Origin of the sequence: Undibacterium sp. Jales W-56 (assembly GCF_025548535.1) — a bacterium.
GTDB lineage: Bacteria > Pseudomonadota > Gammaproteobacteria > Burkholderiales > Burkholderiaceae_D > Undibacterium.
Window position 1 is genome coordinate 285,187 of sequence record NZ_JAJLQW010000002.1, and the last position, 24,204, is coordinate 309,390.

At 53.3% G+C, this 24,204-nt stretch carries 16 protein-coding genes and 1 tRNA gene; 7 read left to right on the forward strand and 10 right to left on the reverse strand.

What is annotated here, in order from left to right; genetic code table 11:
* Window positions 1–2,271: an ABC transporter ATP-binding protein gene (locus tag LPB67_RS07240; RefSeq protein ID WP_262836451.1), complete on the reverse strand. Its 2,271-nt coding sequence runs from the start codon at window positions 2,269–2,271 to the stop codon at window positions 1–3.
* 655 nt (window positions 2,272–2,926) lie between these two features.
* On the opposite strand from LPB67_RS07240, the gene cphA (LPB67_RS07245) reads away from it, so the two are divergent.
* The 3 genes from cphA (LPB67_RS07245) (at window position 2,927) to LPB67_RS07255 (ending at window position 8,253) form a co-directional block, all read left to right on the forward strand.
* Window positions 2,927–5,104 carry a cyanophycin synthetase gene (gene cphA, locus LPB67_RS07245; protein ID WP_262836835.1) on the forward strand — a complete coding sequence of 726 codons (2,178 nt, stop codon included), beginning with the start codon at window positions 2,927–2,929 and terminating at the stop codon, window positions 5,102–5,104.
* A gap of 147 nt (window positions 5,105–5,251) precedes the next feature.
* Entirely contained in the window at window positions 5,252–7,822 is a 2,571-nt protein-coding gene (gene cphA / locus LPB67_RS07250; protein ID WP_262836452.1) for a cyanophycin synthetase, read from the forward strand.
* A 164-nt stretch (window positions 7,823–7,986) separates the two neighbouring features.
* Window positions 7,987–8,253, forward strand: a complete 267-nt coding sequence (locus tag LPB67_RS07255; protein ID WP_262836453.1) for a hypothetical protein — start codon at window positions 7,987–7,989, stop codon at window positions 8,251–8,253.
* 110 nt (window positions 8,254–8,363) lie between these two features.
* Here the strand turns inward: LPB67_RS07255 and LPB67_RS07260 are convergent, their stop codons facing one another.
* The 3 genes from LPB67_RS07260 to LPB67_RS07270 form a co-directional block, all read right to left on the reverse strand.
* Window positions 8,364–10,436 (reverse strand): M13 family metallopeptidase, encoded by a 2,073-nt coding sequence (locus LPB67_RS07260; protein WP_262836454.1) that lies wholly within the window; start codon window positions 10,434–10,436, stop codon window positions 8,364–8,366.
* 64 nt (window positions 10,437–10,500) lie between these two features.
* Window positions 10,501–12,597, reverse strand: a complete 2,097-nt coding sequence (locus LPB67_RS07265; RefSeq protein ID WP_262836455.1) for a CocE/NonD family hydrolase — start codon at window positions 12,595–12,597, stop codon at window positions 10,501–10,503.
* A 99-nt stretch (window positions 12,598–12,696) separates the two neighbouring features.
* On the reverse strand, window positions 12,697–13,065 hold the full coding sequence (locus LPB67_RS07270; RefSeq protein WP_262836836.1) for an FKBP-type peptidyl-prolyl cis-trans isomerase: 369 nt from the start codon (window positions 13,063–13,065) through the stop codon (window positions 12,697–12,699).
* Between the two features lie 302 nt (window positions 13,066–13,367).
* Between LPB67_RS07270 and pssA the strand changes: the two genes are divergently transcribed.
* Window positions 13,368–14,720, forward strand: a complete 1,353-nt coding sequence (pssA, locus tag LPB67_RS07275) for a CDP-diacylglycerol--serine O-phosphatidyltransferase (RefSeq protein WP_262836456.1) — start codon at window positions 13,368–13,370, stop codon at window positions 14,718–14,720.
* Window positions 14,720–15,256, forward strand: a complete 537-nt coding sequence (locus LPB67_RS07280; RefSeq protein WP_262836457.1) for a sugar O-acetyltransferase — start codon at window positions 14,720–14,722, stop codon at window positions 15,254–15,256. The genes pssA and LPB67_RS07280 overlap by 1 nt, the downstream gene beginning before the upstream one ends.
* Window positions 15,257–15,403: 147 nt before the next feature.
* On the opposite strand, the gene LPB67_RS07285 is transcribed toward LPB67_RS07280, so the two are convergent.
* The 3 genes from LPB67_RS07285 to LPB67_RS07295 all read right to left on the reverse strand — a co-directional run bounded on the left by LPB67_RS07285 (window position 15,404) and on the right by LPB67_RS07295 (window position 17,705).
* Complete coding sequence (locus tag LPB67_RS07285) at window positions 15,404–16,678, reverse strand: DEAD/DEAH box helicase (RefSeq protein ID WP_262836458.1); 1,275 nt, start codon at window positions 16,676–16,678, stop codon at window positions 15,404–15,406.
* Between the two features lie 147 nt (window positions 16,679–16,825).
* The gene (locus LPB67_RS07290; RefSeq protein WP_262836459.1) at window positions 16,826–17,479 is read right to left on the reverse strand and encodes a chloramphenicol acetyltransferase; all 654 of its coding nucleotides are present in this window, start codon (window positions 17,477–17,479) and stop codon (window positions 16,826–16,828) included.
* A gap of 1 nt (window position 17,480) precedes the next feature.
* The gene (locus LPB67_RS07295; protein ID WP_262836460.1) at window positions 17,481–17,705 is read right to left on the reverse strand and encodes a hypothetical protein; all 225 of its coding nucleotides are present in this window, start codon (window positions 17,703–17,705) and stop codon (window positions 17,481–17,483) included.
* Between the two features lie 212 nt (window positions 17,706–17,917).
* Between LPB67_RS07295 and LPB67_RS07300 the strand changes: the two genes are divergently transcribed.
* Entirely contained in the window at window positions 17,918–18,349 is a 432-nt protein-coding gene (locus tag LPB67_RS07300) for a hypothetical protein (protein WP_262836461.1), read from the forward strand.
* A gap of 103 nt (window positions 18,350–18,452) precedes the next feature.
* Here the strand turns inward: LPB67_RS07300 and LPB67_RS07305 are convergent, their stop codons facing one another.
* From LPB67_RS07305 to LPB67_RS07315, 3 genes are all read right to left on the reverse strand, one after another.
* The gene (locus tag LPB67_RS07305; protein ID WP_410482715.1) at window positions 18,453–19,409 is read right to left on the reverse strand and encodes a chemotaxis protein; all 957 of its coding nucleotides are present in this window, start codon (window positions 19,407–19,409) and stop codon (window positions 18,453–18,455) included.
* A gap of 91 nt (window positions 19,410–19,500) precedes the next feature.
* The gene (gene ppnN, locus LPB67_RS07310; protein WP_316685143.1) at window positions 19,501–20,871 is read right to left on the reverse strand and encodes a nucleotide 5'-monophosphate nucleosidase PpnN; all 1,371 of its coding nucleotides are present in this window, start codon (window positions 20,869–20,871) and stop codon (window positions 19,501–19,503) included.
* A 195-nt stretch (window positions 20,872–21,066) separates the two neighbouring features.
* Window positions 21,067–23,775: a GGDEF domain-containing protein gene (locus LPB67_RS07315; RefSeq protein ID WP_262836462.1), complete on the reverse strand. Its 2,709-nt coding sequence runs from the start codon at window positions 23,773–23,775 to the stop codon at window positions 21,067–21,069.
* Window positions 23,776–24,049: 274 nt separating this feature from the next.
* Here LPB67_RS07315 and LPB67_RS07320 point away from each other — a divergent pair.
* Window positions 24,050–24,126, forward strand: a tRNA-Met gene (locus tag LPB67_RS07320).
* The last annotated feature ends 78 nt before the right edge of the window (window positions 24,127–24,204 follow it).

Here is a 24,204-nt window from a genome sequence, read left to right on the forward strand (position 1 = left end):
TTATTCTCCACCACCGAGATTGGCATTGCGGGCCTGTGCCTGATACAAACGGAAATACGCTCCTTCGCGCGCCATCAGATCATCATGGCTGCCGACTTCGACCACCACACCGCGATCCAGCACCACCAATCTGTCGGCTTTGTGCAAGGTCGACAAGCGATGCGCAATCGCAATCGTGGTGCGGCCTTTGACCAGGTTATCGAGCGCTTTCTGGATTTCTTTTTCGGTCTCGGAGTCAACCGACGACGTGGCCTCATCCATGATCAGGATGCGCGGATCGATCAGCAAGGCACGGGCAATCGAGATACGCTGACGCTCACCACCGGAGAGTCCTTGCCCGCGTTCGCCGACCATAGAATCATAGCCTTGCGGCAAACGTAAAATGAATTCATGCGCATGGGCAGCACGCGCGGCGGCCACGATATCTTCCCGACTCGCATTTGGCTTGCCATACGCGATATTGTCCGCAATCGTGCCAAAAAACAGAAAAGGCTCTTGCAATACCAGTCCAATATTCTGACGATAATCGGAAACCGCAAACGACCGGATATCCACGCCATCGAGCAAAATCGCACCCTCTGATACATCATAAAAACGGCAAATCAGATTCACCAGCGTACTTTTGCCGGACCCGCTATGGCCAACCAGGCCGATCATTTCTCCAGGTTGTATCGACAGATTAATGCCGCGATTCACCGCGCGATTACCGTAACGGAAACCGACTTCGCGCAATTCGATCTGACCTTTGACTTCCTTGACTTTGACCGGCTGCTGCGGATCAGGCACGCTGGATACATGATCGAGAATATCGAAAATACGTTTCGCTGCAGACGCCGATTTTTGCGTTACCGAGACGATACGACTCATGGAATCGATGCGACCGTAAAAATTACTGATGAAAGCAACTGCAGCCACCAGTGCACCGACCGTAATTTCGTTATGCGAGACCTGCCAGATACCGAAGGCCCAGACCACCAGAATCCCGAGATCGGTCAAGAATGAGACGGTTGGCGAAAACAGGGACCAGATCTTATTCAGCTTATCGTTGACGGCCAGATTATGTTTATTCGCTTCGCGGAAACGCAGCGCTTCACGTTTTTCCTGCGCAAAGGCTTTGACCACGCGGATGCCGGGGATCGTGTCGGCCAGCACATTCGTGACCTCGCCCCAGACCCGGTCGATTTTTTCGAAACCGGTACGCAACTTGTCGCGTACCAGATGAATCATCCAGGCAATAATCGGCAGCGGCAGCAGCGTTACCAAGGCCAGCTTGGTATTGATTTGCAATAAGGCGACCACGGTCATCACGAACATCAATACGTCGGTGGCGAAGTCAAGTAAATGCAAGGACAGATACACGCAAATCCGGTCGCTCTCGCTACCGATGCGCGACATCAGATCGCCGGTGCGTTTACCACCAAAATACTCCAGCGATAGTTTTAGCAAATGCTGATAGGTCGTAGTGCGCAGATCGGCACCGATACGTTCGGACACCAGGGCCAGGATATACGTCTTGCCCCAGCTCAGCAGCCAGGCGAGCACCGCAGACCCCAGCAAACCACCGATATACAAAGTCACCAGATGCGGATCGACATGCTGGCCGTTTTGATACGGGATCAGCACTTCATCCGTCAGCGGCTTGGTCAGGTAGCGCGGAATCATATGTGCGCCCGTGCCGAGCAACATCAGACTAAAGCCAGCCAGCAATTGCCAGCGGTACGGATGGGCAAAACGCCACAGGCGGAACAAGGTCCAGGTCGATGGCGGGGTATAAATCACCTTGGTGCAGATCGGACACTCGTCCTGATCCGGCTCCAGCGGCGCTTTGCAGGTCGGGCAAATATGTTGTTCGGCCTTCTCTACCGGCATGCCTGTTACGTGGCTATGCAATTGCTCTTTAAACTGATCCATCAAGCGGATCATCAGCAGATTTTGTCCGAGGGTGAAACACCAGCTCGCCAGCCGCCCGCTGTCGTCGAACAACTCCAAATGACCGACGCCGGCATGATCATGATGCTGGAGTTTTAAGCCCTTTTGATAATGCCAGGCTTGCCAGGCAGTCGCGCCGGGCGCGCGCGCCAATAAACGCTGACTGGTGACGACCAGAATCCCTTTAACGAAATGCAGGCGTGCATCAAGGTCAACCTCGACTGCACTTAAAACGTTCTCGTCTGTGGAAACTTGCTGCTTGATCTCTGATCGCCAGTAATTTGGTAGCAAAGCAAGCGAATTTTCGACTTGCGGATCAGAGCTTAATTGTTGTGTTGTCATCGTTTGACTGGCCCGGATTCATGGCAAGAAATGGAGTGTTAAAAAATAAATCGTTGGCATCGTGATGCAGTCTTCATGCGACCGTTCATAGGCCGAATGCTCTCAGCTCGTATAAATTATTGAATTATTCTTGAATAAGACGCTGAAATTTATCAATAGCGCATCAATGGCGGCAATTAGATGCTTTTCACGACGAGACTAACTCATCCAACATATCACTAGAGCATTAATTTACGGTATTCTATCGAAACAAAAAATTCGGACAAAAACCTGACCAGGAAGATGCAAAAATTGACACGATAATGCGAAAAATTCGCACAAGTATACCAGCAAGCGTTCTGGGCAATTGCGAAATTGCTCTATAACAAACCTGATCCAGTCCGAAAAAACCTCGCTCAGGAGCTTGCCCCGAACGACCTTATATATGAATCAGCACGAATTGAATCAAGGTTAAAATGCAGATTCGCCGAAATAGCCGCTGATATATCGGTGGCAATAAGGTGACTATGGCGGCAACCCGGCTTGAAGTTAGCCGCCGATATGCTGGCGGATATGGTGACGGCCCGGTATTAATATAAATTTCAGTAGCAAGTACACGCCTCTGAGAGATTTAAGAACGAAAAAAACGTTCTGCTATCAAGAAATCAAATACATGATAACGAAGAAGAAAGACATAGAATTTCTCCGTGTGACCCATTTACGCGGACCTAATATCTGGACTTATCGCCCTGTAATCGAAGCTTGGCTAGATATAGGAACGCTGGAAGATTTTCCCTCGAATACCCTCCCCGGACTGTATGAGCGGCTGACCGCCTGGTTGCCAGGCCTGGTTGAGCATCGTTGCAGCGAAGCCAAACGCGGCGGTTTTTTAGAGCGCCTGAAAGAAGGCACCTGGGCCGGACATATACTTGAGCACGTGGTGCTCGAATTGCAAAATCTCTCGGGAATGCGGACCGGCTTCGGCCAGACCCGCTCTACGTCTGAAATTGGCATCTACAAAATGGCGTTCCGCACCAGGCAAGAGCAGGTAGGCAAAGCGGCACTGGCAGTCGCCCGCGATCTGTTGATGGCAGCCATTGACGATACGCCGTTCGACCTCGATGCCAGACTGGTCGAATTGCGCGACATGGTCGATTCACTCTGTCTCGGCCCTTCAACCGCGCATATTGTTGACGCTGCGACCGAACGCAAGATTCCATCTATCCGCTTAACCGACGGCAACCTGGTTCAGTTAGGTTATGGTGCCGCCCAGCGCCGCATCTGGACCGCCGAGACTGACCGCACCAGTGCGATTGCCGAGAGCATCGCCAGCGACAAGGATTTAACCAAATCATTACTACAATCCTGCGGCGTCCCGGTACCCGAAGGCAGTCTGGTCAAAAGCGCAGAAGAAGCATGGGAAGCCGCTGAAGACATTGGCGTCCCTGTCGTAGTCAAACCTTACGACGGCAATCATGGTCGCGGCGTATCGCTGAACCTGATGACGGAAGCCGATGTGCATGCCGCCTATCATCTGGCAGCACGCAAGGGCGACAGTCAAAGCGTCATCGTGGAACGCTTCATTACCGGCAACGAACATCGCCTGTTAGTCGTCGGCAAACGCCTGGTCGCGGCGGCCAAGGGCGAGGCCTTATGGGTCATCGGCGACGGCACCTCAAATATCATCAAGCTGGTGGATGAGCAAATCAATACCGATCCACGCCGTGGCACTAACGAAGATTCCCCGTTGAATGCCTTGGCGCCGGAGAACGGCGCAGAAATCATACTGGAACTCGAACGTCAGGGCTTTACCGCGTATTCAGTGCCATTAGACGGGCAAAAAGTATTGATACAACCGAATGGCAATGTCGCCTTCGACGTCACCGATGAAGTACATCCGTCAATCGCCGAAGCCGCCGCCCTGGCGGCACGGGTTGTCGGTTTGGATATCGCCGGCATCGATCTGGTTGCAGAAGATATCTCACGTCCGCTGGAAGAGCAGCGCGGCGCCATCATCGAGGTCAATGCCAGTCCTGGTTTATTGGCGCATCTAAAACCCGCTGAAGGCAAACCCAGACCGGTCGGTACCGCCATCATTGCGCATCTGTTTGCCGCTGAAGAAAGTGGCCGCATCCCGGTCATCGGCGTCGCCGGCTCACAAGGCACCAGCCTGATCGCGCGCCTGATCGCCAGCATGATTCATGTCAGCGGCAAGCATACCGGCGTCGCCTGCAGCCAGGGTTTGTTCCTCGATCAGCGTCAGGTTGTTAAAACCGATTGTGCGCAATGGGAGGCCAGCCAACGTCTGTTATTGAATCGTTCTGTCGAAGCGGCGGTATTTGAAACGAATGCCAGAATGATCCTGACTGAAGGATTGGCCTACGATAAATGTCAGGTTGCGGTTGTGACGGACATGGATGGTCATGCCAACCTGGGTGAGTTCTATATCAATGCAGCAGACCAGATGTTCAGGGTCATGCGCACCCAGGTCGATGTGGTGTTGCCTGACGGCGTTGCGGTACTCAACGCAGCCCAGCCGCAAGTCGTTGAACTGGCGGAACTGTGCGACGGCAAAGTGATTTTCTATGGCATCAACCCGGCATTGGATGCCATCGCCCAGCATCGCGCACAGAATCAGCGCGCCGTGTTTTTACGGGATGGCCAGGTAGTCCTGGCAACCGGTGCAGAAGAAATCGACATATTTTCTTTGTCAACGCTGAAACCGAGCAAGGCAGCGCAGCCTGAAGCCATCATGGCTGCAGTTGCGGCTGCCTGGGCGCTGGATATTTCAGCCGATTTTATCGTTGCCGGTTTGAGAACCTTTGATTCCAGCCCGAAGAAATCCCCGTATTAAGGTAAACAGGCGTCACTGTACTGACAAGACATGAAGGTAGCCAAGCTGGGCAATGGCCTGACGCAAGACACTGCGCAAACACGCCAGCAAAGTTGGTTACCGAGCAAACAAACCATTGGCAAAGCCATCAAGATAGGATGAAGGTTTATGGAAGTATCACGCATACGAGCGCTACGCGGCCCCAATCTCTGGAGCCATCACACCGCCGTTGAGGCGATTGTCAGCTGTAGCGAAGCAGAACTCTCAGTAGGCGACATGAAAGGATTTGAAGTACGCTTGCGTGCCCGCTTCCCAGAAATAAGCCCCCTGCAGCCGACCGGCCATAATGAGCCGATTCCTATGGCGCATGTGCTGGAACTGGCGGCGCTTGGCTTGCAGGCGCAAGCGGGTTGCCCGGTCACATTCAGCCGTACTACCCAGACTTTAGAGGCAGGCACCTTCCAGGTCGTCGTTGAATATTCGGAAGAAGCAGTCGGTCGCCTGGCCCTGGAATTGGCCGAAAATTTAGTCCAAAGCGCGATCAGCGACACCGCATTTGATCTCGCTGGAGCGCTGTCACAGCTCAGAGAACTCGATGAAGACGTCCGGCTCGGCCCCTCCACCGGCTCCATTGTGCAGGCTGCGGTCGACCGTAATATTCCTTATCGTCGCCTGACCGAAGGCAGTCTGGTGCTGTTCGGCTGGGGCAGTCGCCAGCGCAAGATTCAAGCTGCCGAAATGGATGGCACCAGCGCGATTGCCGAAGCGATTGCGCAAGATAAAGAACTCACCAAAAAGCTGCTGGACGCCGCCGGCGTGCCTGTACCGCTTGGCCGTACCGTGCTCGACCTGGAGGACGCCTGGAAAGTCGCCTGCGAAATCGGCCTGCCGGTGGTTGTCAAACCCAAAGACGGCAATCAGGGCAAAGGCGTGACCGTCAATGTCACCACGCGTGAACAACTGGAGGCGGGCTATCACGCCGCTGCCGAATTCCGCGATGACATCCTGGTTGAACGCTATTTGCCGGGCAACGATTTTCGCCTGCTGGTGGTCGGCAATAAACTCATCGCCGCCGCTCGCCGCGATCCGCCGCAAGTCGTCGGCGATGGCGTACATTCGGTACGGGAACTGGTTGAACAGGTCAACAAAGATCCGCGTCGCGGCACCGGTCATGCCACCTCGCTGACCAAAATCCGCTTTGACGATATCGCCCTGGCCAGCCTGGCGAAACAAGATCTGGTCGCGGACTCGATCCCGGCCAAAGGCCAGCGCGTGATCTTGCGTAACAACGCGAATCTCTCTACCGGCGGCGCTGCCACCGACGTCACCGACGATGTCCATCCAGAAGTCGCGGCGCGTGCCGTAGTCGCCGCACAAATGGTGGGCCTCGATATTTGCGGCGTCGATCTGGTATGCGACAGCGTACTCAAACCGATTGAAGACCAGAATGGCGGCATCGTCGAAGTCAATGCCGCTCCTGGCTTGCGCATGCATTTGTCCCCCTCATTCGGCAAAGGCCGGGCCGTTGGCGAAGCGATTGTGTCGTCGATGTTCGAAGACGGTAACGATGGCCGTATCCCTATCGTTGCAGTGACCGGCACTAACGGCAAGACCACGACTGTGCGCCTGATCGCGCATCTGCTGACGGCCAGCGGATTGCGTACCGGCATGACCAATACCGACGGCGTGTACATCGAAGGCCGCCGTATCGACAGCGGCGATTGCAGCGGCCCTCGCAGCGCGCGTAATGTCCTGTTGCATCCCGATGTCGATGCCGCCGTATTTGAAACCGCACGCGGCGGTGTCCTGCGCGAAGGTCTGGCGTTTGATCGCTGCCAGGTTGCCGTGGTTACCAATATCGGCTCCGGCGATCATCTGGGCCTGAACTACATCACCACAGTCGAAGACCTGGCGGTGCTGAAACGCGTGATCGTGCAAAACGTGGCCGATAAAGGCGTCGCCGTATTGAACGCCGCCGACCCGATCGTGGCGGGCATGGCAGTCAATTGCAGCGGTTCAGTGACGTTTTTCGCCGCCGATGGACAACATCCGATTATGGCAACGCATCGGGCCCAGGGCCATCGCGTGGTCTATGTCGAGGGCAGCAATCTGGTCGCAGTAGAAGGCAAGAAACGTCACGAAATTCCGCTTGCCGATATCCCCATTACACGCAACGGCAGCATCGGCTTCCAGGTCGAGAACGTGATGGCATCCGTCGCCGCCGCCTGGGGGGTGAATATCGCCTGGGATACGATCCATACCGGCCTCAAATCGTTCGCCAATGAAAGCGATAATGCCCCAGGCCGCTTCAATTTATTCAATTATCGCGGCGCGACTCTGATTGCTGACTATGGTCACAATCCGGATGCAATTCTGGCTCTGGTACGTGCGGTCGAAAGCATGCCGGCCAAACGCCGTTCCGTGGTGATCAGCGGTGCTGGTGATCGCCGCGATCAGGATATCCGTCAACAGACTGAGATCCTCGGCGATGCGTTTGATGATGTGGTGCTGTATCAGGATCAATGTCAACGCGGTCGCGCCGATGGCGAAGTGGTGGCCCTGCTGCGCGCCGGTTTAGCGAACGCCAATCGCACCAAGCGCATCGACGAAATTAATGGCGAGTTTCTGGCGATAGACACGGCAATGGCACGTCTGGGCGAAGGCGACCTGTGCCTGATCCTGATTGATCAGGTAGAAGAAGCTCTGGCGCATATTGCGCAGCGTATTGCTGAAGGATAATTCAGTATTTCAAATGACAATCCGCAAGCTGGATGCGCCTTTCAGGCCATTTTCGTGCCGCAAGGCGCACCCGGCTTGCGGACTCCTTATCTGATGGAGCTCATTCTGACACCCAGAAAGACTCAGGAACATTGCCTCAATCAAGCTAACCAAACGGAATTCCCATGACCAATACCAAACTGCATGATTGCAAAAACCAGCCCGTTGCGGTCGGCGATATCGTGCGCGTCATCAGCCTGAGCCAGGATTTTATTAAAAGCTTTCCCGCCGACGAACGCATCTTGTTTGAATCGATGATCGGTAATTTTTTTAAAATCATCGACCTCGACGAATATGGTCAAGCCTGTGTCGTGCGCGAATGGCACGACGAACAAGGCCTGCCGCAAACCCATGTGATCGCGCTCGATCCTGAAGAAATGGAAAAAATGTAATCGCCCGGCTACCTCATTCCCAACGAGTTCCATCGCATCTAAACTGCCTCAGCTGCTTCACCGCCAGCCCCAAAAAGCGGAGCTGGCACCTCACTGATCATTTTCAGCCATCACCAGATCGTCACGCGCTTCGCTTCCGGGCGCAATGGCGATTTGCTGGCGCTACAGGAAAAGGCCTCGGTAAATTCCGGCATGTTGGCGATCGGTCCTATCACGCGGTATTTTTCCGGCGAATGGGGATTCGTTGCGATCTGCAAGCGCAAACTTTCATCGCGCATCTTGCCGCGGAAGCTCTGCGCATTCGCGACGAAATAACGCTGTTCCGGCGTCAAACCATCAATCTGCTCCGCCTGCGGTTTGCTTTTCAGCGCATTGCGCAAGGCTTGCAAAGCGATCTTGTCGCCGCCCAGATCGGCAATATTTTCACCTGCGGTCAGCTTGCCGTTGATATGCAATTGATCGATAGGATTAAATTCATCGAACTGCTTTTCGATACCGGCGACGCGTTTCAGGAAAGCCTTTTCATCGGCTTTAGTCCACCAGCTTTTTAAATTGCCGTCGGCGTCGTATTGACGACCCTCATCGTCAAATGCATGGGTCAACTCATGCCCGATGGTCGCACCGGTGTTGCCGTAATTTGCGGCCAGATCGGCTTTCACATGGTAGAGCGGCGGTTGCAGGATACCGGCCGGGAACACCATCTCATTCATGGTCGGGTTGTAATACGCGTTCACCGTTTGCGGCGTCATGCCCCACTCATTGCGGTCAATCGGCTTGCCCAGCTTGGCGAGATTGCGTTTAAATTCAAACTCGGCAGCACGCATATTATTGGTGGCGTACGAAGTCGCATCGATTTTAAGTCGGCTGTAATCGCGCCATTGATCGGGGTAACCGATTTTGACGACGATGGTATCGAGCTTGCGATACGCCTGCTTCTTGGTTTCTGGCGACATCCATTCAAGCTTGCTGATACTGTCGCGCATCGCCAGCTTGATGTTGTCCACCATCTCCAGCACGCCAGCCTTGGCTTCGGGACCGAAGAACTGCGCCACATACAGTTCCCCCAAGGCTTCACCGACATTCGCATCCAGGGTGCTCAGGACGCGTTTCCAGCGCGGTTGCAATTCTTTGGTGCCGGCCAGTGTGCGTCCATAGAAATCGAAATTCGCATTCACAAATGCGGACGACAAATCCTTGGAACGGGCATTCACCAATTGCCAGCGCAGATAGGTTTTCCATTGCGGCAGCGGCAGCGTGTTGAGCATCTGCCCCGCCTCGGCGATGAATTTAGGCTGGCCTACATTAAATTCGGCCGGATCGGCTAAACCGATATCCTTAAAATAGCTGGCCCACGTGGTATGCGCATCGAGCCTGGCTAAGCCGGTCAAATTCAATAAATGGTAAGACGCTTGCGGATCACGCAAGGCAACCTTGCTCATCGAGGCTTTTGCCAGTCGCGTTTCCAAGGCCAGCACCGCGGCGGCATTTTGTTTCGCCAGTTCCGGACTATCGCCGATCAAGGTAAACATATGCTCGACATGCTTCTGGTATTGCCTGCGTATCTCCAGCGTCTTGGCATCGGTCTTCAGATAATAATCGCGATCCGGCAAACCCAAACCGCCCTGGACGATTTGCGGAATATAGCGCCTGGTATTTTTCGCGTCCTGATCGACATAAAAATTGAACAGCGATCCGACGCCGATCTGGTGCTGCCTGGCGATCACTGCCAGCAATTGGGCACGATCCGCGATCGCCTCGATGTGCGCCAATTCAGCAGCCAGGGGCTTTGCTCCGGCGGCTTCTATGCTTGCTTCATCGATACCGCTCTGGTAGTAGGCGCCGACCAGTTGAGTCACCGCATTTTTAGCCTTGCCGTCGGCATTTGCCGATGCTGCAGCTTCTGCGATCGCCTTCAATGCCAGCAGGTTGCGCTCGGTGACTTCGTCATACGCGGTATAGCGCGCACGATCCGAGGGGATCGCATTATTCGCCAGCCAGGTACCGTTCGAATATTCAAAAAAATGCGTGCAGGGATCGAACTTCTTGTCCATGGTCTGGGCTTCCAGTACCAGGCCATTGCTGGCCGCTTCGGCATGCGCGCCGGACATGGCGGCTACACATAAGGACACGGCCAGTACGCTGCGACGCAAGAGCATGGCATGGTGGTGGATTATTTTTTTCATGATGATGGTCTCTCCGCTGTTGAAGGTTTGAAGATGGAATTTCTGGTACGTTGCTCAATAGTCGCTACTGCGTGCCTGGCAAAACCTGTAGCGCGATTCCTGAAAATTGTCCCGGCGCGTGGTAGACGCGCTGCGTCGCTTTTTGAAAATCTTCCGGTTTCGCTTCCGGAATTTCCATGAATTTTTGCGGATTCAAATCGACTAATGGAAACCAGGAACTTTGTATCTGCACCATGATGCGATGACCACGGCGGAAGGTGTGATTGATATCCGGCATGCTGTAGTTCAGGCTCTCGACCTGGCCGGGCACGAACGGCAGCGGCTTCTCAAAGCCCTGGCGGAACTTGCCGCGCATCGGCTCTCCGCGCACCAATTGCTGATAACCGGCCATGCTCATGGATGGCGGCGGCACATCGTTGGCACGATTTCTGGGAGCCGCTGCCGACGGATACTCATTGGGATACACGTCGATCAATTTAACCACCCAGTCGGCATCGGTGCCGGAGGTGGAGACGAATAACTTCGGCGAGATTGCACCTACGACAGTCACGTCCTCTTCCAACACGTCCGTTTTGTACACCAGCACATCCGGACGGGTTGCGGCAAAACGCTGGTCAGCTACCGGATACTCTTGCGGCACTCCAATCGTTGTATAGCCGACGAAAGGTACCGGTTTTTTGGGATCGCTGACATATTCATCATAGTCCGGCGAGCCATCAGTGGCGGTGGTATTCGCCTTCGGCATGGTCCAGGACAAACTGCCATTCGCTCCCAGATACAAGGTGCGCGCCTGCGCTTGTTGCGGCGGCCAGCTGGGGTAGCTGCGCCAGACGTTGATGCCGGTCTCGAATACCTGCGCTTCCGGCATCGCCTTACCGGTCACGCCTTTCAGGTGCTGCTCAAAAAACGGGAAGACGATATTTTTGCGGTAATAGTCGCCCGTTTTGACATCAAAAGTCACGTAGCCCAGGCTCTTTCCGTCAGCGCGCCCCCAGCCGCCATGCGCCCACGGCCCCATGACGATGCCGTTAAAAATACCTTTGTTATTTTTCTTGATGCTGCGATAGGTCGTCAGCGGACCTTGCGGATCTTCGGCGTCATACCAGCCGCCTACGGTCAAAATGGCGGCGTGAATATTTTTCAGGTGCGGTGCGATATTGCGGGATTTCCAAAAATCATCATAGGTCGTATGCAAGATGGTTGGCATCAGCAGTTCACGTTGTTTCTCGCTGAGCTGATTCGTGATGTTTTTCAATGACAGGTGCGACAAAAAATAGTCGTAGCCATTCTCAGTGCCGTAATCAAATTGCTCCCAGCGCCTGGGTAAATTAGTCGGATTTTTTTCGTTCGTAAAACTCGCATAAAACCCGAAGTTGGCCGCCAGCATGAATGCGCCGCCGTGATAGGAATCATCTCCCATATACAAATCGGTGACAGGCGCTTGCGGTGAAGCCGCTTTGATCGCCGGATGCGAATCAATCACGCTCGCCGACGTATAAAAACCCGGATAAGAGATGCCCCAGATGCCGACTTTACCGTTATTGCCCGGGATATTTTTCAACAGCCATTCCACCGTGTCATGCATATCCTGGCTTTCGATGCCCTCGCCGGCAGCGCGGGCGGTCTTTTGATGCGGCGTCATCTCCTGCCACTTGCCTTCTGACATATAGCGGCCACGCACATCCTGATCCACAAAAATATAGCCGCTGGCATCGAACTCCTTGGAAGGCCCCAAAGAAGTGGGATAAAAACTGACGCCGTAATGCAATTCGCCCTGCTCATGCACGCCCGCGCTGTACGGCGTGCGCGTCATCAGGAAAGGATACGATTTACCCGTATCTTTGGGGACATACACGACGGTAAACAGCTTCACGCCGTCACGCATGGGAATGCGGTATTCGTACTTGGTGTAATTTTCACGGAAACCGGGTTTAGCTGCTTCGGCTGTTTCGGCCGGTTCGGCTTTCGCCATTTCTTGAGTACCGCCCTGGTCTGCAAAGGCAGCGCCGGACACCAGGCTTAAGGACAGCGGGAACGCCAGACAAATGGATTTGAACAAAGGAGGCAAACCTGGCATAAAGACTTTCGGATACGATGGGGTGGTATGTTGAAACAGACCGTGGCGCTGTTTCCCAGAGATGGTTTTTGTAAAAACCGTCATTTCGACCAGTAATCTGGCAAAAAGTGCCAGAGTTTTGCTTTTTATTTCCTGTTATTTCCTATGCAAACCGGTTCGTTTAAGAAGCGGGGGAGCTCTTGACTACTGAACGCTGAGCAGCTCGATATCGAAGATCAAGGCTGCATTGGGCGGAATCGCACCAGAACCAGTCGTGCCATAACCGAGATAACTGGGAATGATCAGGGTCCGTTTGCCGCCGACTTTCATGCCTGTGACGCCCATGTCCCAGCCCTTAATCACCTGGCGCGCGCCCAGATGAAAAGGAAATGGCTGACCGCTGTCGCGTGAACTGTCAAATTTTGCGCCGCGCAAGTTCGGCGCTTTCGGGTTGTACAGCCAGCCGGTGTAATGGACTTCGACATGCGAGCCGTACACGGCTTCGGCACCGCTGCCGATCTGGCTGTCGTGCCTGATCAGCGATGTCACTTGTTCCGGCGCATTCGGCACCATCGTCAGACTGTCCGCTGCGGTATTGGCCGCATTCGGCACAGCATTGCGAAACTGGGCATGCGCTGCTGCACTCATTAAACCGACTGAGCAGGCGATCAAGATCGCCCGGACGACACTATCTGTATTGAGGCTGAACTTCATGTGTTTTACCTTGTCATTGGAGGAGGAATCAATTGGAAATCACGCTGGGCAAGATAATAATAGATTTGTCCGTCAATGTGGCAAATTGGCAAGGTTTCAAAGTCATTCTGACAAACTCCGGTGTTACCATCAGGCCTTCCCTATTTTGCATTTAACTTGACATGCCCCTGTTCACTTCCCGTCATGTGCTGGACCAATTACCGCTGATCCCTTTGAGGGCAAGCTCGGTTTCAACTTTGCACAGCGCGGCTGCTTATCGGACCGAACTCCTGCAACACATTGCCGGAGCCAGACACCGCATCTATCTGTGCAGCCTCTACTTGCAGCATGATGAAGCCGGCGCAGAGATTCTGGCCGCGCTGCATGCGGCCAAAGCGCTACGTCCGGCGCTGGATATCCGCGTGCTGGTCGATTGGCATAGGGCGCAGCGCGGCCTGATCGGCGAGGCGAAACAAGCCGGCAAGCAGGCGGGCAATGCGGGCTGGTATCAAGATCAGGCCCGCTCACAGGCTACCGAAGTGCCGATTTACGGCGTCCCGGTGCAAACCCGCGAGCTATTCGGCGTCTTGCACCTGAAGGGTTTTGTGATTGATGATCTGGTCATCTATAGCGGCGCGAGCCTGAACAATGTGTATTTGCATAAACAGGACAAGTACCGGCATGACCGTTATCTGCTATTACACAATAAAGTGCTTGCCGACAGCATGGTGCAGTTTATACGCGAGCATATTCTGGGGGCGGCGGCAGTGCATAAGCTGGACACGCCGCACATCCCGTCAACCCGCAGTATGCGGCGCGAGATTCATGAATTCAGGGAGCAACTCAAGCGGGCGCGTTACGATGTGTTATCCAGCTCACCGAACACGCCACAATTAAGCGTGACGCCGCTGGTCGGCGTCGGGAAAAACAATCCTTTAAACCGGGTGATCTGTCAGTTGCTGGCAGCCAGTCAGGAACAGATTACGATTTGCACCCCCTACTTCAATTTTCCGCTGGCCGTAACGCGGGAGATCAACCGGGCGCTGAAACGCGGCGTCAACATCGACATTATCGTCGGCGATAAAACCGCGAATGATTTCTATATTCCGCCCGAACAAAATTTTAAAGTGATCGGTGCACTCCCGTATTTGTACGAAACCAATTTACGCCGCTTTGCCAAAGCGCATCAGGCCGAACTGGGTACCCAGCTCAATCTGCATTTATGGAAAGACGGCGACAATACCTATCACCTGAAAGGCCTGTGGGTAGACCGGCATATCATGCTGCTAACGGGCAACAACCTGAATCCCCGGGCATTCCGTCTCGATCTCGAAAACGCCTTATTGATACAGGATCCGGAACAGGAACTGGCCGTGCAAAGACAGGAAGAGTTACGCCATATTTTTCAGCACACCAGGCCCATAGCCCATTACAGCGCCATAGAAAAAACCTCGGACTACCCTGCGGCCGTGCGGCGTCTTCTCGGTCGCCTGAGCAGAACCCGGATGGACAGATTAGCCTACCGCGTGCTCTGATGATGAAGGTCTTGAATCTATTCAATCCACGATTGCCGTCGCATCTCGCTACGCGCAAACTAGCGAAACAGCTTTGCAGGCAAATCAATGCGATTCCGGTGCAACAACTCAAACAAAGACAGCCCTTGTATCAGCAATTATTTGGCGCTGTTTCTTCTGCATTTATCGAACCGGATTTCTTTTGCGATTATGGCAAAAACATCTTCATCGGCGAAGATTTTTTCGCGAATCATCATTGCGTGATGCTCGATGCCGCCGCAATTCATATCGGCGCGCGCGTCTTGCTTGGACCTGCCGTGCATTTATATACGACCACCCATCCGATAGACGCCAAAGAACGTGCCGCAGGGATGCAGATGATTGCCCCGATCAGGCTGGAGGATGATTGCTGGATAGGCGGACATAGCGTCGTCATGCCCGGCATCAGCATCGGGGCACGATCGGTGATCGGCGCCGGCAGCGTCGTCACACAGGATATTCCGCCGGATGTCGTGGCAGCGGGCAATCCATGTCGTGTCATCAGATCAATTAGCTAGGGCCTGTTAACATGTAAATCGGTGTCGCCTAAAAAAGAATAATTTCTCGATTCCGCAATACTGGTGAGGCTTACAGCCTGATTTCGGCCTGCGAGCCGCACCAGTATTGCGGAATGATTTTTGAAAAATTCTAAAAACGCTTTGAGATCATTCAGATTTTGCAGCAAGAGCACGCAACTTATCTTTTTTGCTCGGACGCTTACCCTTGATGCCGCCATTCGGGTCGCTTACCGCAACCGCCATGCCGGCAGTTGATGCAGCGGCCTCGAATGCTGGCTCAAAACCCGGAATCTGCTCGCGCGCCACTCTGAGTTGATGGCGCTGCTCTATCAAACGGAAATGCGCTTCATTGGCGCTGTCTGCACATATAAAACTAATCGCAAGGCCAGATTCGCCGGCTCTGCCGGTGCGTCCGATACGGTGGGTATAGTCGTCACTGGAACGGGGCAAATCGTAATTCACCACCACCGGCAGCTGGCTGACGTCGATACCGCGTGCGGCGACATCGGTAGCGATGACGACTTTCAGGCGAGATGCCTTGAAATCACTAAGCACCTGACTGCGCTTGCCCTGGCTTTGCTCGCCATGAAAGGCTTCGGCATTGATATCGGCACGGCGCAGTTTGGTCGAGATCAGGTCGGCGGCATATTTGGTTGCGACAAATACCAGCACGCGCGACCATTTTTCAGTGCTGATCAAATGCCGCAATAATTGGGTACGCTGTCTGGCATCGACGACGATCGCCCGCTGCACAATATCCGGCGCACTTTCCGCCGTCGTTGCGATCGCTATCTGGACAGGGTCATGCAGCATACTGGTCGCCAGTGCGTCGACTTGCGGCGAAAAAGTCGCCGAGAAAAACAGATTCTGTCTTTGCAGCGGCAACATGCTCAGCACGCGGCTCAATTCATCAGCGAAGCCCAATTCAAGCAAACGGTCTGCCTCATCCAGGACCAGACTGCGCACCGACGAGAGTTGCAACGCATTGTGCGACACCAGGTCGAGCAAGCGGCCCGGTGTCGCAATCACGATATCGGCACCGCCGCGTAAATGCATCATCTGCGGATTAATCGAGATGCCGCCAAACAGCACCGCCAGTTTGACCGGCTGCGGCAAGTGCTGCCCAAGAATGCGCAAAGTCTCACCGACTTGCGTTGCCAGTTCGCGGGTCGGCACCAGGATCAATATCTGCACCGCTCTTGTTTCGCCGCGCGCGCCACGCGGCTTAATCGTTAAAGTTTGCAGCAGAGGCAGGCAAAAAGCAGCCGTCTTGCCGGACCCCGTCTGCGCAGAGGCCAGCACATCGCGCCCGGCTAAAATCGCAGGAATCGCCGCACTCTGGACCGGCGTCGGCTCACTATAAGCGCGCTCCTGCACAGCATTGATGAGCGGAGCAGATAAACCGAGTGAAGAAAATGACATAGCTGATATACCGAAAAGAGGTGAGACAAAACAGCAAGCTGTTGTTTGCGGGGAAGAGCATAAACGCTGGAATTATGTTAATCGTTTTGCTGCCGAACTTTAGATGACTGCGACTGATGCCATCGGCATCGGCCGCTCCGGTCTTTTTCAACTTTCTGTTGTATTGCCAGGCGCTTGGTTCATCAAGGCTTCCAGCTTTTGCAAAAACAGATGCACATGATAGCCATCAACCAAAGCGTGATTAACAAAAACGGCGACTGGCATCATTAATTTACCGTCTTGTTGAACATATTTTCCGACCGAGATTTTTGGCACGCTGTCTTTTTCTTTGAACTGCCTGGCATGCGTCAAGCCGGTGAAGCTAATCCAGGGCATCGCAGAAAAATGAATCACGTCATTATCAATCTGGCCGGCATTAAAACCTAATCCGCTCGACTGCCTGACTCTATCCATCGCTGCCTGTGCACCCGATACAAAACCATGGAAAGACGGATCAAACGGGAAATCACAAAAGGCAAACGTATGGTCATCCCGCTGGACGGTCGCAGATGCGTTGATTCTTGCGTAATCGACGACCTGCCCGTCTTCGATCCGATAACGCATGGCATCCGTCTGATTGACGGCGTTCAGTACCTGGTACAGATAAAACAGAAAGAACGAGTGCTGCTGCTGTTTGCAATATTGATAGGCCCAGGTGCAATCCACATTAGCCACGATGCCGTGGAAAGGTTCTTCAAATTGCGAGAAATAGGCAAAATGCTCGCGCCGCTTCCAGGTGGCGAGATCCAGAATTGTCTTCATATTATTTGCGATAGATTTCCGGACGCGATTTGTTTCTTTGTTCGAATACCGTTTTGGCGTCCTGCACAGCACGTTCCTGAGTACGCATCTCCGGATGATCGTCGTGCAAACTGAAGTAGTCGGCGGCCTGAGCACGCATCACATATTTGATCGCTGCCTGATCGCTGAGATCATACATCTCGGTCATCAGGGTGGTGACTTCATCTAAATATTCTTCGTAGGTCATGATGATTCCTTAGGTTGTTGGCGAGTCGACCGGGACTCTTTTTTGGTTTTGCTTTGCCTTGCTTCTGCCGCGCTTTAACGCTGCCTTAAATGACGGCGGCAACAGCGTTTCGTATTTCCGGTTCAATGGTAACAAGCCGTTATTCGCTCTGCACGAAGGCTGATTTCAGCCTACACTTGTGATGTTATCTAGTTTTATTGAAGAGCCTCATGATGAGCTGGACAAAATCAATGCTTTGCAGCCTGGCGTTCCTTGCACTCACGAACAGTAATCCAGCGTGGGCAGATCGCTATCATTTTCACCATGGGCCGCGCTGGGGTGCGGAATTTTATGCCTATCCCTATGGCTATCCATTTCCGATCGCCGGCAGTCGTTATTATGATGGACGACCCTATTATCCGACTACTTATCGATATTATCCAACAATCTTCGTTGCACCTACAGTGACGACCGTTACCCGGACTATCTATGTAGAACCAGGTTATCCTGAACCGATGAATGCCTACACGGTCAGCCCAGACGTGCCGCGACAGGACAATGGCGACTGGTATTACTGCCACAACCCCGATGGATTCTATCCTGCCGTAAAAAGCTGCCCGGCCGGCTGGCAGCGTGTACCGGCGCAAGCGCCCGCAGAGCGTTAGGAACTCCCGGCAAAACACAAAGGGCGCTGATTGCGCCCTTTGTGTTCCATATGCCAGATTTTTACAAAGATGTTCTGCTAATTTATTCTGGCCAACAAGCTGCTCAACGCAAGACTTCGCGGATTGTCGCGGCTAATTCGTCTGGCGCAAATTTGGCGACATAGGCATCCGCTCCCACGCTTTTTACATGCTCTTCGTTTGTCGATCCGGTCAGGGATGAATGAATAACCACCGGCAAGGCTTTAAAACGCTCATCCTGCTTGATATTACGCGTCAAAGTAAACCCATCCATTTCGGGCATTTCCAGATCGGTTAACACCATCGCTACCTTGTCATACACCGTCTTACCTTCAGCCTGAGCCGCCGCTGAAATGGATTGCAGCTTCTCCCATGCCTCTTTGCCGGTCTTGGTCATGATAAACGGCGTACCCATCGCGTTCAGAGCTTGCTCAATCAGCCCCCGCGCCACAGCAGAATCATCCGCCGCTAAAATCGAGGTGCCTGGGCGCAAACCAATTTTGGCGCCCATCGTTTCCGGGTCCACATCCTTACCATCCTTAGGCGCAATCTGGCGCAGAATCTGCTCCACGTCGAGTACTTGCGCTAAACGGGTGTTTTCCACATCGCCGTCCAGCCGGGCAATACTAGTCACCATTCCGCCGCCCGCACTCGATTCTGCAGATAACACCTGACTCCAATCCAGGCGGACAATTTCTTCCACCGACTCAACCGCGAAACCCTGGGTGGAGCGCGCATATTCGGTGACCAGCATGATATTCAGGCCGGTCTTAGGTTTGCAACCGACGATGGACGGGAGATCGAGGACAGGAATAATCTGACCACGTAAATTGACGACGCCTAGATTATGTGGCATCGCTCCTGCCACTGCCGTGATGGCAGGCATCGCGACAATCTCACGTACCTTGAAGACGTTGATGCCGAATAATTCAGACCGGTCACCATTGGCATCGCCCCCCAGCCGGAACAAGAGCAGCTCAAATTTATTAGAGCCGGTCAGATTGGTGCGTTCATCAACTTCCTTTTGTACGCTGCTACTCATGTCTGTCATCCTCATAGGTTAGGGAGTCGATCATGTTGGTAATCGGAGGATAAAATTGCCTCGCTATTACGTCGGATTGTATTGCCAGCATTTATTTTATAACGCGGTAACACGGTATGTACGCTTTACCGGGAAGTTTCATGCGATTTTGCGCAACAAATGAGTTTAACAGCGCATCCATCGATTCCATAAGTGCAACATCGCCCCTGATTTCGAAGTGTCCATGCTTTTCAATGGCACGAATCCCCTGATCCTTCACGTTGCCTGCCACCACACCGGAGAAAGCCCTGCGCAAATTTGCCGCCAGCAGGTGGTTCTTTTGATTCTTATGCAATTCAAGATTGCGCATATTGTCATGCGTAGGATCAAAGGGTTTCTGGAATTCGGTGTCGATTTTCAGTAACCAGTTGAAGTAATACGCATCGCCTTTCGCTTTTCTGAATTCCCTGACCTTTTTGATGCCCGCCTGTACTTCCTGGGCCACCAAAGCCGGATCATTGACGATAATCTGGTATTTACCTTGGGCTGCGGCCCCCAGCGTATCACCGATAAACTGATCGATCTGACGGAAATAATCCTTGGCGCTCTCCGGTCCGGTAAAAATCAGGGGAAAAGGCAAATCCGCGTTATCGGGATGCAGCAAAATCCCTAAAATATATAAAATTTCTTCTGCGGTACCTGCTCCGCCAGGAAATACCACCACGGCATGTCCGACCCGGACAAAAGCCTCCAGACGTTTCTCGATATCCGGCAGAATAATCAGGTCGTTGACAATCGGATTAGGCGCCTCTGCCGCAATGATACCTGGCTCGGTAATCCCCAAATAACGCCCGCCAGCGATGCGCTGCTTGGCATGACCGATAGTTGCCCCTTTCATCGGGCCTTTCATTGCGCCCGGGCCGCAACCGGTGCAAATGTCGAGTGCCCGCAACCCCATCTGGTAACCGACTTCTTTGGTGTAGTCATACTCAACACTGGAAATCGAATGCCCGCCCCAGCAGACCACCATATTCGGATTGGTTTGCGGGCGTAATACGTTGGCATTGCGCAAGATATGAAATACCGCATCGCTAATGCCTTCAGTCGTATCGAGATCGAATTTGGGACTATCCTCTATCTCACCGTGGATGAACAGGATATCGCGCAATACCGTAAACAAATGGTCCTGAATGCCTTTGATCATGATGCCATCGACAAAAGCACTGGCCGGTGCGCCTTTAACATCCAGCTTAATCCCGCGCTCACGCTGAACAATGCTGATATCGAAGCTCTTATAACGTTCCAGCAATTCTTTACCGTCATCCAGACCGCTACCGCAATTCAATGCCGCCAACGAACAACGGCGAAACAATTGATACAGGCCGCTGTGGCTGGTATCCAATAACTTTTGCACCTCGGACTTAGATAAAATCTCAAGGCGACCATCCGGAGAAATTTGTGTGTCAATGACGGGATATTCCATGAAATACATGTCTTTCTTTTGATTAAAACTTACGCAAATACAGAAAATCGCTCATCGCAGAGGCATAGAGAACACAAAGAAAAACCTTTCTTGCGGTGTTTACTCTGCATCTCTGCGTTTATTTTTTTTTGCAGCGGTCCTGTTGATTTTATTATTGCAGCTGGCAAGCTTCGGCTCAGTCCTGCAATCACCGTTTCAGTTTTCAGGTTTCTTCGCTAAAGCATGCAATACCGTCTCTTGCTCTTTATTGGTGGATAAGCGCAATTCCTTATTCAGTATCGCCGTTTGCGCATCCGCTTTCAAGGTGCACAATAATAGCTCCGGCCAGGCATGTTCTTCCGCATGCAAGCCGACCCAGCTATTTCTACCGCAATGCTTAGCCGAATACAAAGCGATGTCCGCAATATCAATCACGTCTTGCCAGTCAATCGCCCGCGGGTAGGCTTTTACAAATGGAAAACAGGCGAAGCCGATTGAGCAGGTTTGTCCTATGAATACATCGCCCTCCAGCTGGAATGGAATTTCGGCGACAATGTTTCTGACTCGTTCGGCCAGTTCCTCCGCCCGGTCTCTCGACGTGCCACGCGCCACAATCAAAAACTCTTCACCACCCCAGCGTATTAAATAATCCGAATCGCGGAACACTTGTTGCAGGCGTTGACGTATCTGAACCAGAATCGCGTCACCGGCGGCATGACCGTACTTATCATTGACTTGCTTAAAATGATCCAGATCGACCAGGAACATCAATAAATCCGTATCCTTCGGTCCGGTCGGCTCTTCCGGCGTGGACGATGCCTGGTAACTACGAACGCTCAAGGCCACGTCCGCTTCGATGTTTTGCGACAGGAAGCGGCGATTCTTTAAGCCAGTCAAAGGATCCGTCAGGCTGGCTTCTTCCAATTCTTTCAGCGCCTGTTCTAGTTGCAGCTGGGTTTTTTGTAAATCGTGGTGCGCATGCGCATTATCCAATGCAATTGCACCGTAGGCACACAGACTGCGAAAAATCAAGCGCTGGCGCTCGGCATAAGCCGACTGATTTAAAGACTGTATCGACATCACGCCCAACACCCGATCGCCCACCACTAAGGGACCGAATAAGGCAGTGCGAATTTTAGATGCATGTGAGGCGTCATCGTCAGCAGCGGCGCCATCCGTTTCGAATAACAGCTCCTGCGCCTCGGTAACGCAACGCGCGGCATGTCGGGTATTCCGGTCCGGAATCAAGGTTTGAATCGCCTGTATCTCACCGTTTTCAACCTTGTGGTACAGATTCAGGCCAATACCGTCATTGGCTAACAGCCAGATCGATAAATCGCTTGCATCCAGCAAGGCTTCCAGATGGCGATGCAAGGTCCTGCATACACTGTCGAGATTTAAATCTGCCGTAATTTCCTGACCGATCTTGCTTAACAGATCCAGGGTCTGGGTAGTCTCAATCAAGGTGGCGGCCAATTGCTGATGGTGCAATGCCTCCGCTCTGGCGCACTCGGTTTCGTAACGTACTTGCATCAAAGTCGCCCAATTGCTTGCTTGCTTGGTACGTTCACGCCGGTCCGCCGCAATCGCCTGTTTTGCGTAAGCGAAAGCGCGTTGCCCGTCGCCGGCCTCAGACCAGGCCTCGGCTAACGACAAAAGCAATTTGGAAGGTGCCAGCCAGCCCTGCAAAGACTTACCGAAACTCAGCGCCTCCTGCAAAAAATGCAGCACGATATTCGGCGCCGTCATCGGCGATGGATAGGGTAATTTATGCATGGCATGTATTTCAGCCAGCGCCATGCTGATATCAACGCCCAGTGCATTGATGGAAGGTTCAATAATCAATTGCCGCGCCTCTGCGATCGCCGCCAGAGCCTGCTCTGGCTTGTCGGAGGCGGATAGTGCGCGTGCATAGCAGATTAAATGTTCGGCCAAATTATTTCGCGACCCTGCTTCGCGATACAGGCCAATGGCAGATGCAAAGTAGCGCGCGGCCTGCTCAGCCTCACCCTGCAGCAATAAGGTATTGGCCAGTTCGGCCTGGGCAATCGCCTTGTGAATACCGCTCTTATTCGCGTCCAGGCTCTCCAGCGCTTCTTGCAACACGATCTGGCTTTGGTCAAGCTGCCCCAGATGTCGCAGCAACTCACCGAGACGCATCAGGCTAAAGCCGATCAATGCAGGCCAGCCGGTCTGGCGCGCGCGCGACACTGCCCAATCATAGCTGGCAGCCGCCTCATTAAAATCGCCGAGCTTTTGCAGGCACACGCCGGCATTAGCCGCCGCCATAATTGCCAGCCGCACCAAACCTGCCTGCCTGGCAAACTCGCTAGCCTGTGCATACATCACTGCCGACCGGGTTAGTTCCGGCGAAAATAATATTTCACCCTGGGCGGCTGAAATCAAGGCAGCCAGCGCGGGATGTCTGGGCTCCGGGCTAATTGCGATCAGCGCTTGCAGTTGCTCATTCGTATTATCTGCATCGGAATAAGCGTTGAGGTAAATTTCCCAGGCCTGCGCCAGACTGCTGCGCAACGCATCGCCAGTCAGTTGATAACGATTCACTGCATGGCGCGCAGCAGAGCTGGCGCGTTCCATCTGGCCTTGCTCTAAGGCGAGCAAAGATTCCGTCAGTGCAGTATCGCCCTCACCGACCAGATCGCTCATCGCAAAAAAGACCGTTCGCGCGTTATGCAAAAGCTCTTCCGCTTGTTCAAACTCGCGAAATAGCGCCGCGACTTCGGCCCGAATAATCGCCATCCGCGCGCGCACGACTCTGCGCTGATCGGGCATGAGCGGACTATTCCGCAATAAATTATCGACCTCATTGACCAGAGACAAGGCGCGCCGGCTATCGCGTTGTCGCAGATACCAGGCAAGCAGCACCGACTGACTGATACGTGCGGCACCAGCGAGTGTCGTCAATTCCGTTTCAAGCCGATTTACTTCATGATCAAACGCGTATAAATGCATGGAAATTGTTGAAATAAGCCGGGCTATCAAAGCTAGCTATTATGCATGCATTTTTTAGAAATTTTATGTGGGCTCATATATATCTATGACAAAAAAGATAAATGATTCACGACAGTTGCCAGGCACCATCAAGCACATGTCGGCAGCGCGGAAATGACGGCAAATAAAATAATTCAGGAATTGATTGTGCCGCACGCCATGCCAAGGTACAATTCGCCCCCTCAGACGCGGGGTGGAGCAGTCTGGCAGCTCGTCGGGCTCATAACCCGAAGGTCGTAGGTTCAAATCCTGCCCCCGCAACCAATGTTCGTGCGTCCGCACATTTCCCAGTTTAATTTTTGCGCTTGCCGCTGACAGTCTCTGTTCCCGGCTGCCTCGCTA

Excerpts from the sequence above, each read along its gene's own strand:
- LPB67_RS07300 (WP_262836461.1), top strand. The coding sequence starts at position 17,918 with ATGAGCTGGACAAAATCAATGCTTTGCAGCCTGGCGTTCCTTGCACTC.
- LPB67_RS07290 (WP_262836459.1), bottom strand. The coding sequence starts at position 17,479 with ATGAAGACAATTCTGGATCTCGCCACCTGGAAGCGGCGCGAGCATTTT.
- LPB67_RS07270 (WP_262836836.1), bottom strand. The coding sequence starts at position 13,065 with ATGGTGCCGAATGCGCCGGAACAAGTGACATCGCTGATCAGGCACGAC.
- LPB67_RS07260 (WP_262836454.1), bottom strand. The coding sequence starts at position 10,436 with ATGAAAAAAATAATCCACCACCATGCCATGCTCTTGCGTCGCAGCGTA.
- cphA (WP_262836452.1), top strand. The coding sequence starts at position 5,252 with ATGGAAGTATCACGCATACGAGCGCTACGCGGCCCCAATCTCTGGAGC.
- LPB67_RS07285 (WP_262836458.1), bottom strand. The coding sequence starts at position 16,678 with ATGTCATTTTCTTCACTCGGTTTATCTGCTCCGCTCATCAATGCTGTG.
- LPB67_RS07240 (WP_262836451.1), bottom strand. The coding sequence starts at position 2,271 with ATGACAACACAACAATTAAGCTCTGATCCGCAAGTCGAAAATTCGCTT.
- LPB67_RS07295 (WP_262836460.1), bottom strand. The coding sequence starts at position 17,705 with ATGACCTACGAAGAATATTTAGATGAAGTCACCACCCTGATGACCGAG.
- LPB67_RS07265 (WP_262836455.1), bottom strand. The coding sequence starts at position 12,597 with ATGACGGTTTTTACAAAAACCATCTCTGGGAAACAGCGCCACGGTCTG.
- LPB67_RS07280 (WP_262836457.1), top strand. The coding sequence starts at position 14,720 with ATGATGAAGGTCTTGAATCTATTCAATCCACGATTGCCGTCGCATCTC.
- pssA (WP_262836456.1), top strand. The coding sequence starts at position 13,368 with ATGCCCCTGTTCACTTCCCGTCATGTGCTGGACCAATTACCGCTGATC.
- ppnN (WP_316685143.1), bottom strand. The coding sequence starts at position 20,871 with ATGGAATATCCCGTCATTGACACACAAATTTCTCCGGATGGTCGCCTT.
- LPB67_RS07305 (WP_410482715.1), bottom strand. The coding sequence starts at position 19,409 with ATGAGTAGCAGCGTACAAAAGGAAGTTGATGAACGCACCAATCTGACC.
- LPB67_RS07255 (WP_262836453.1), top strand. The coding sequence starts at position 7,987 with ATGACCAATACCAAACTGCATGATTGCAAAAACCAGCCCGTTGCGGTC.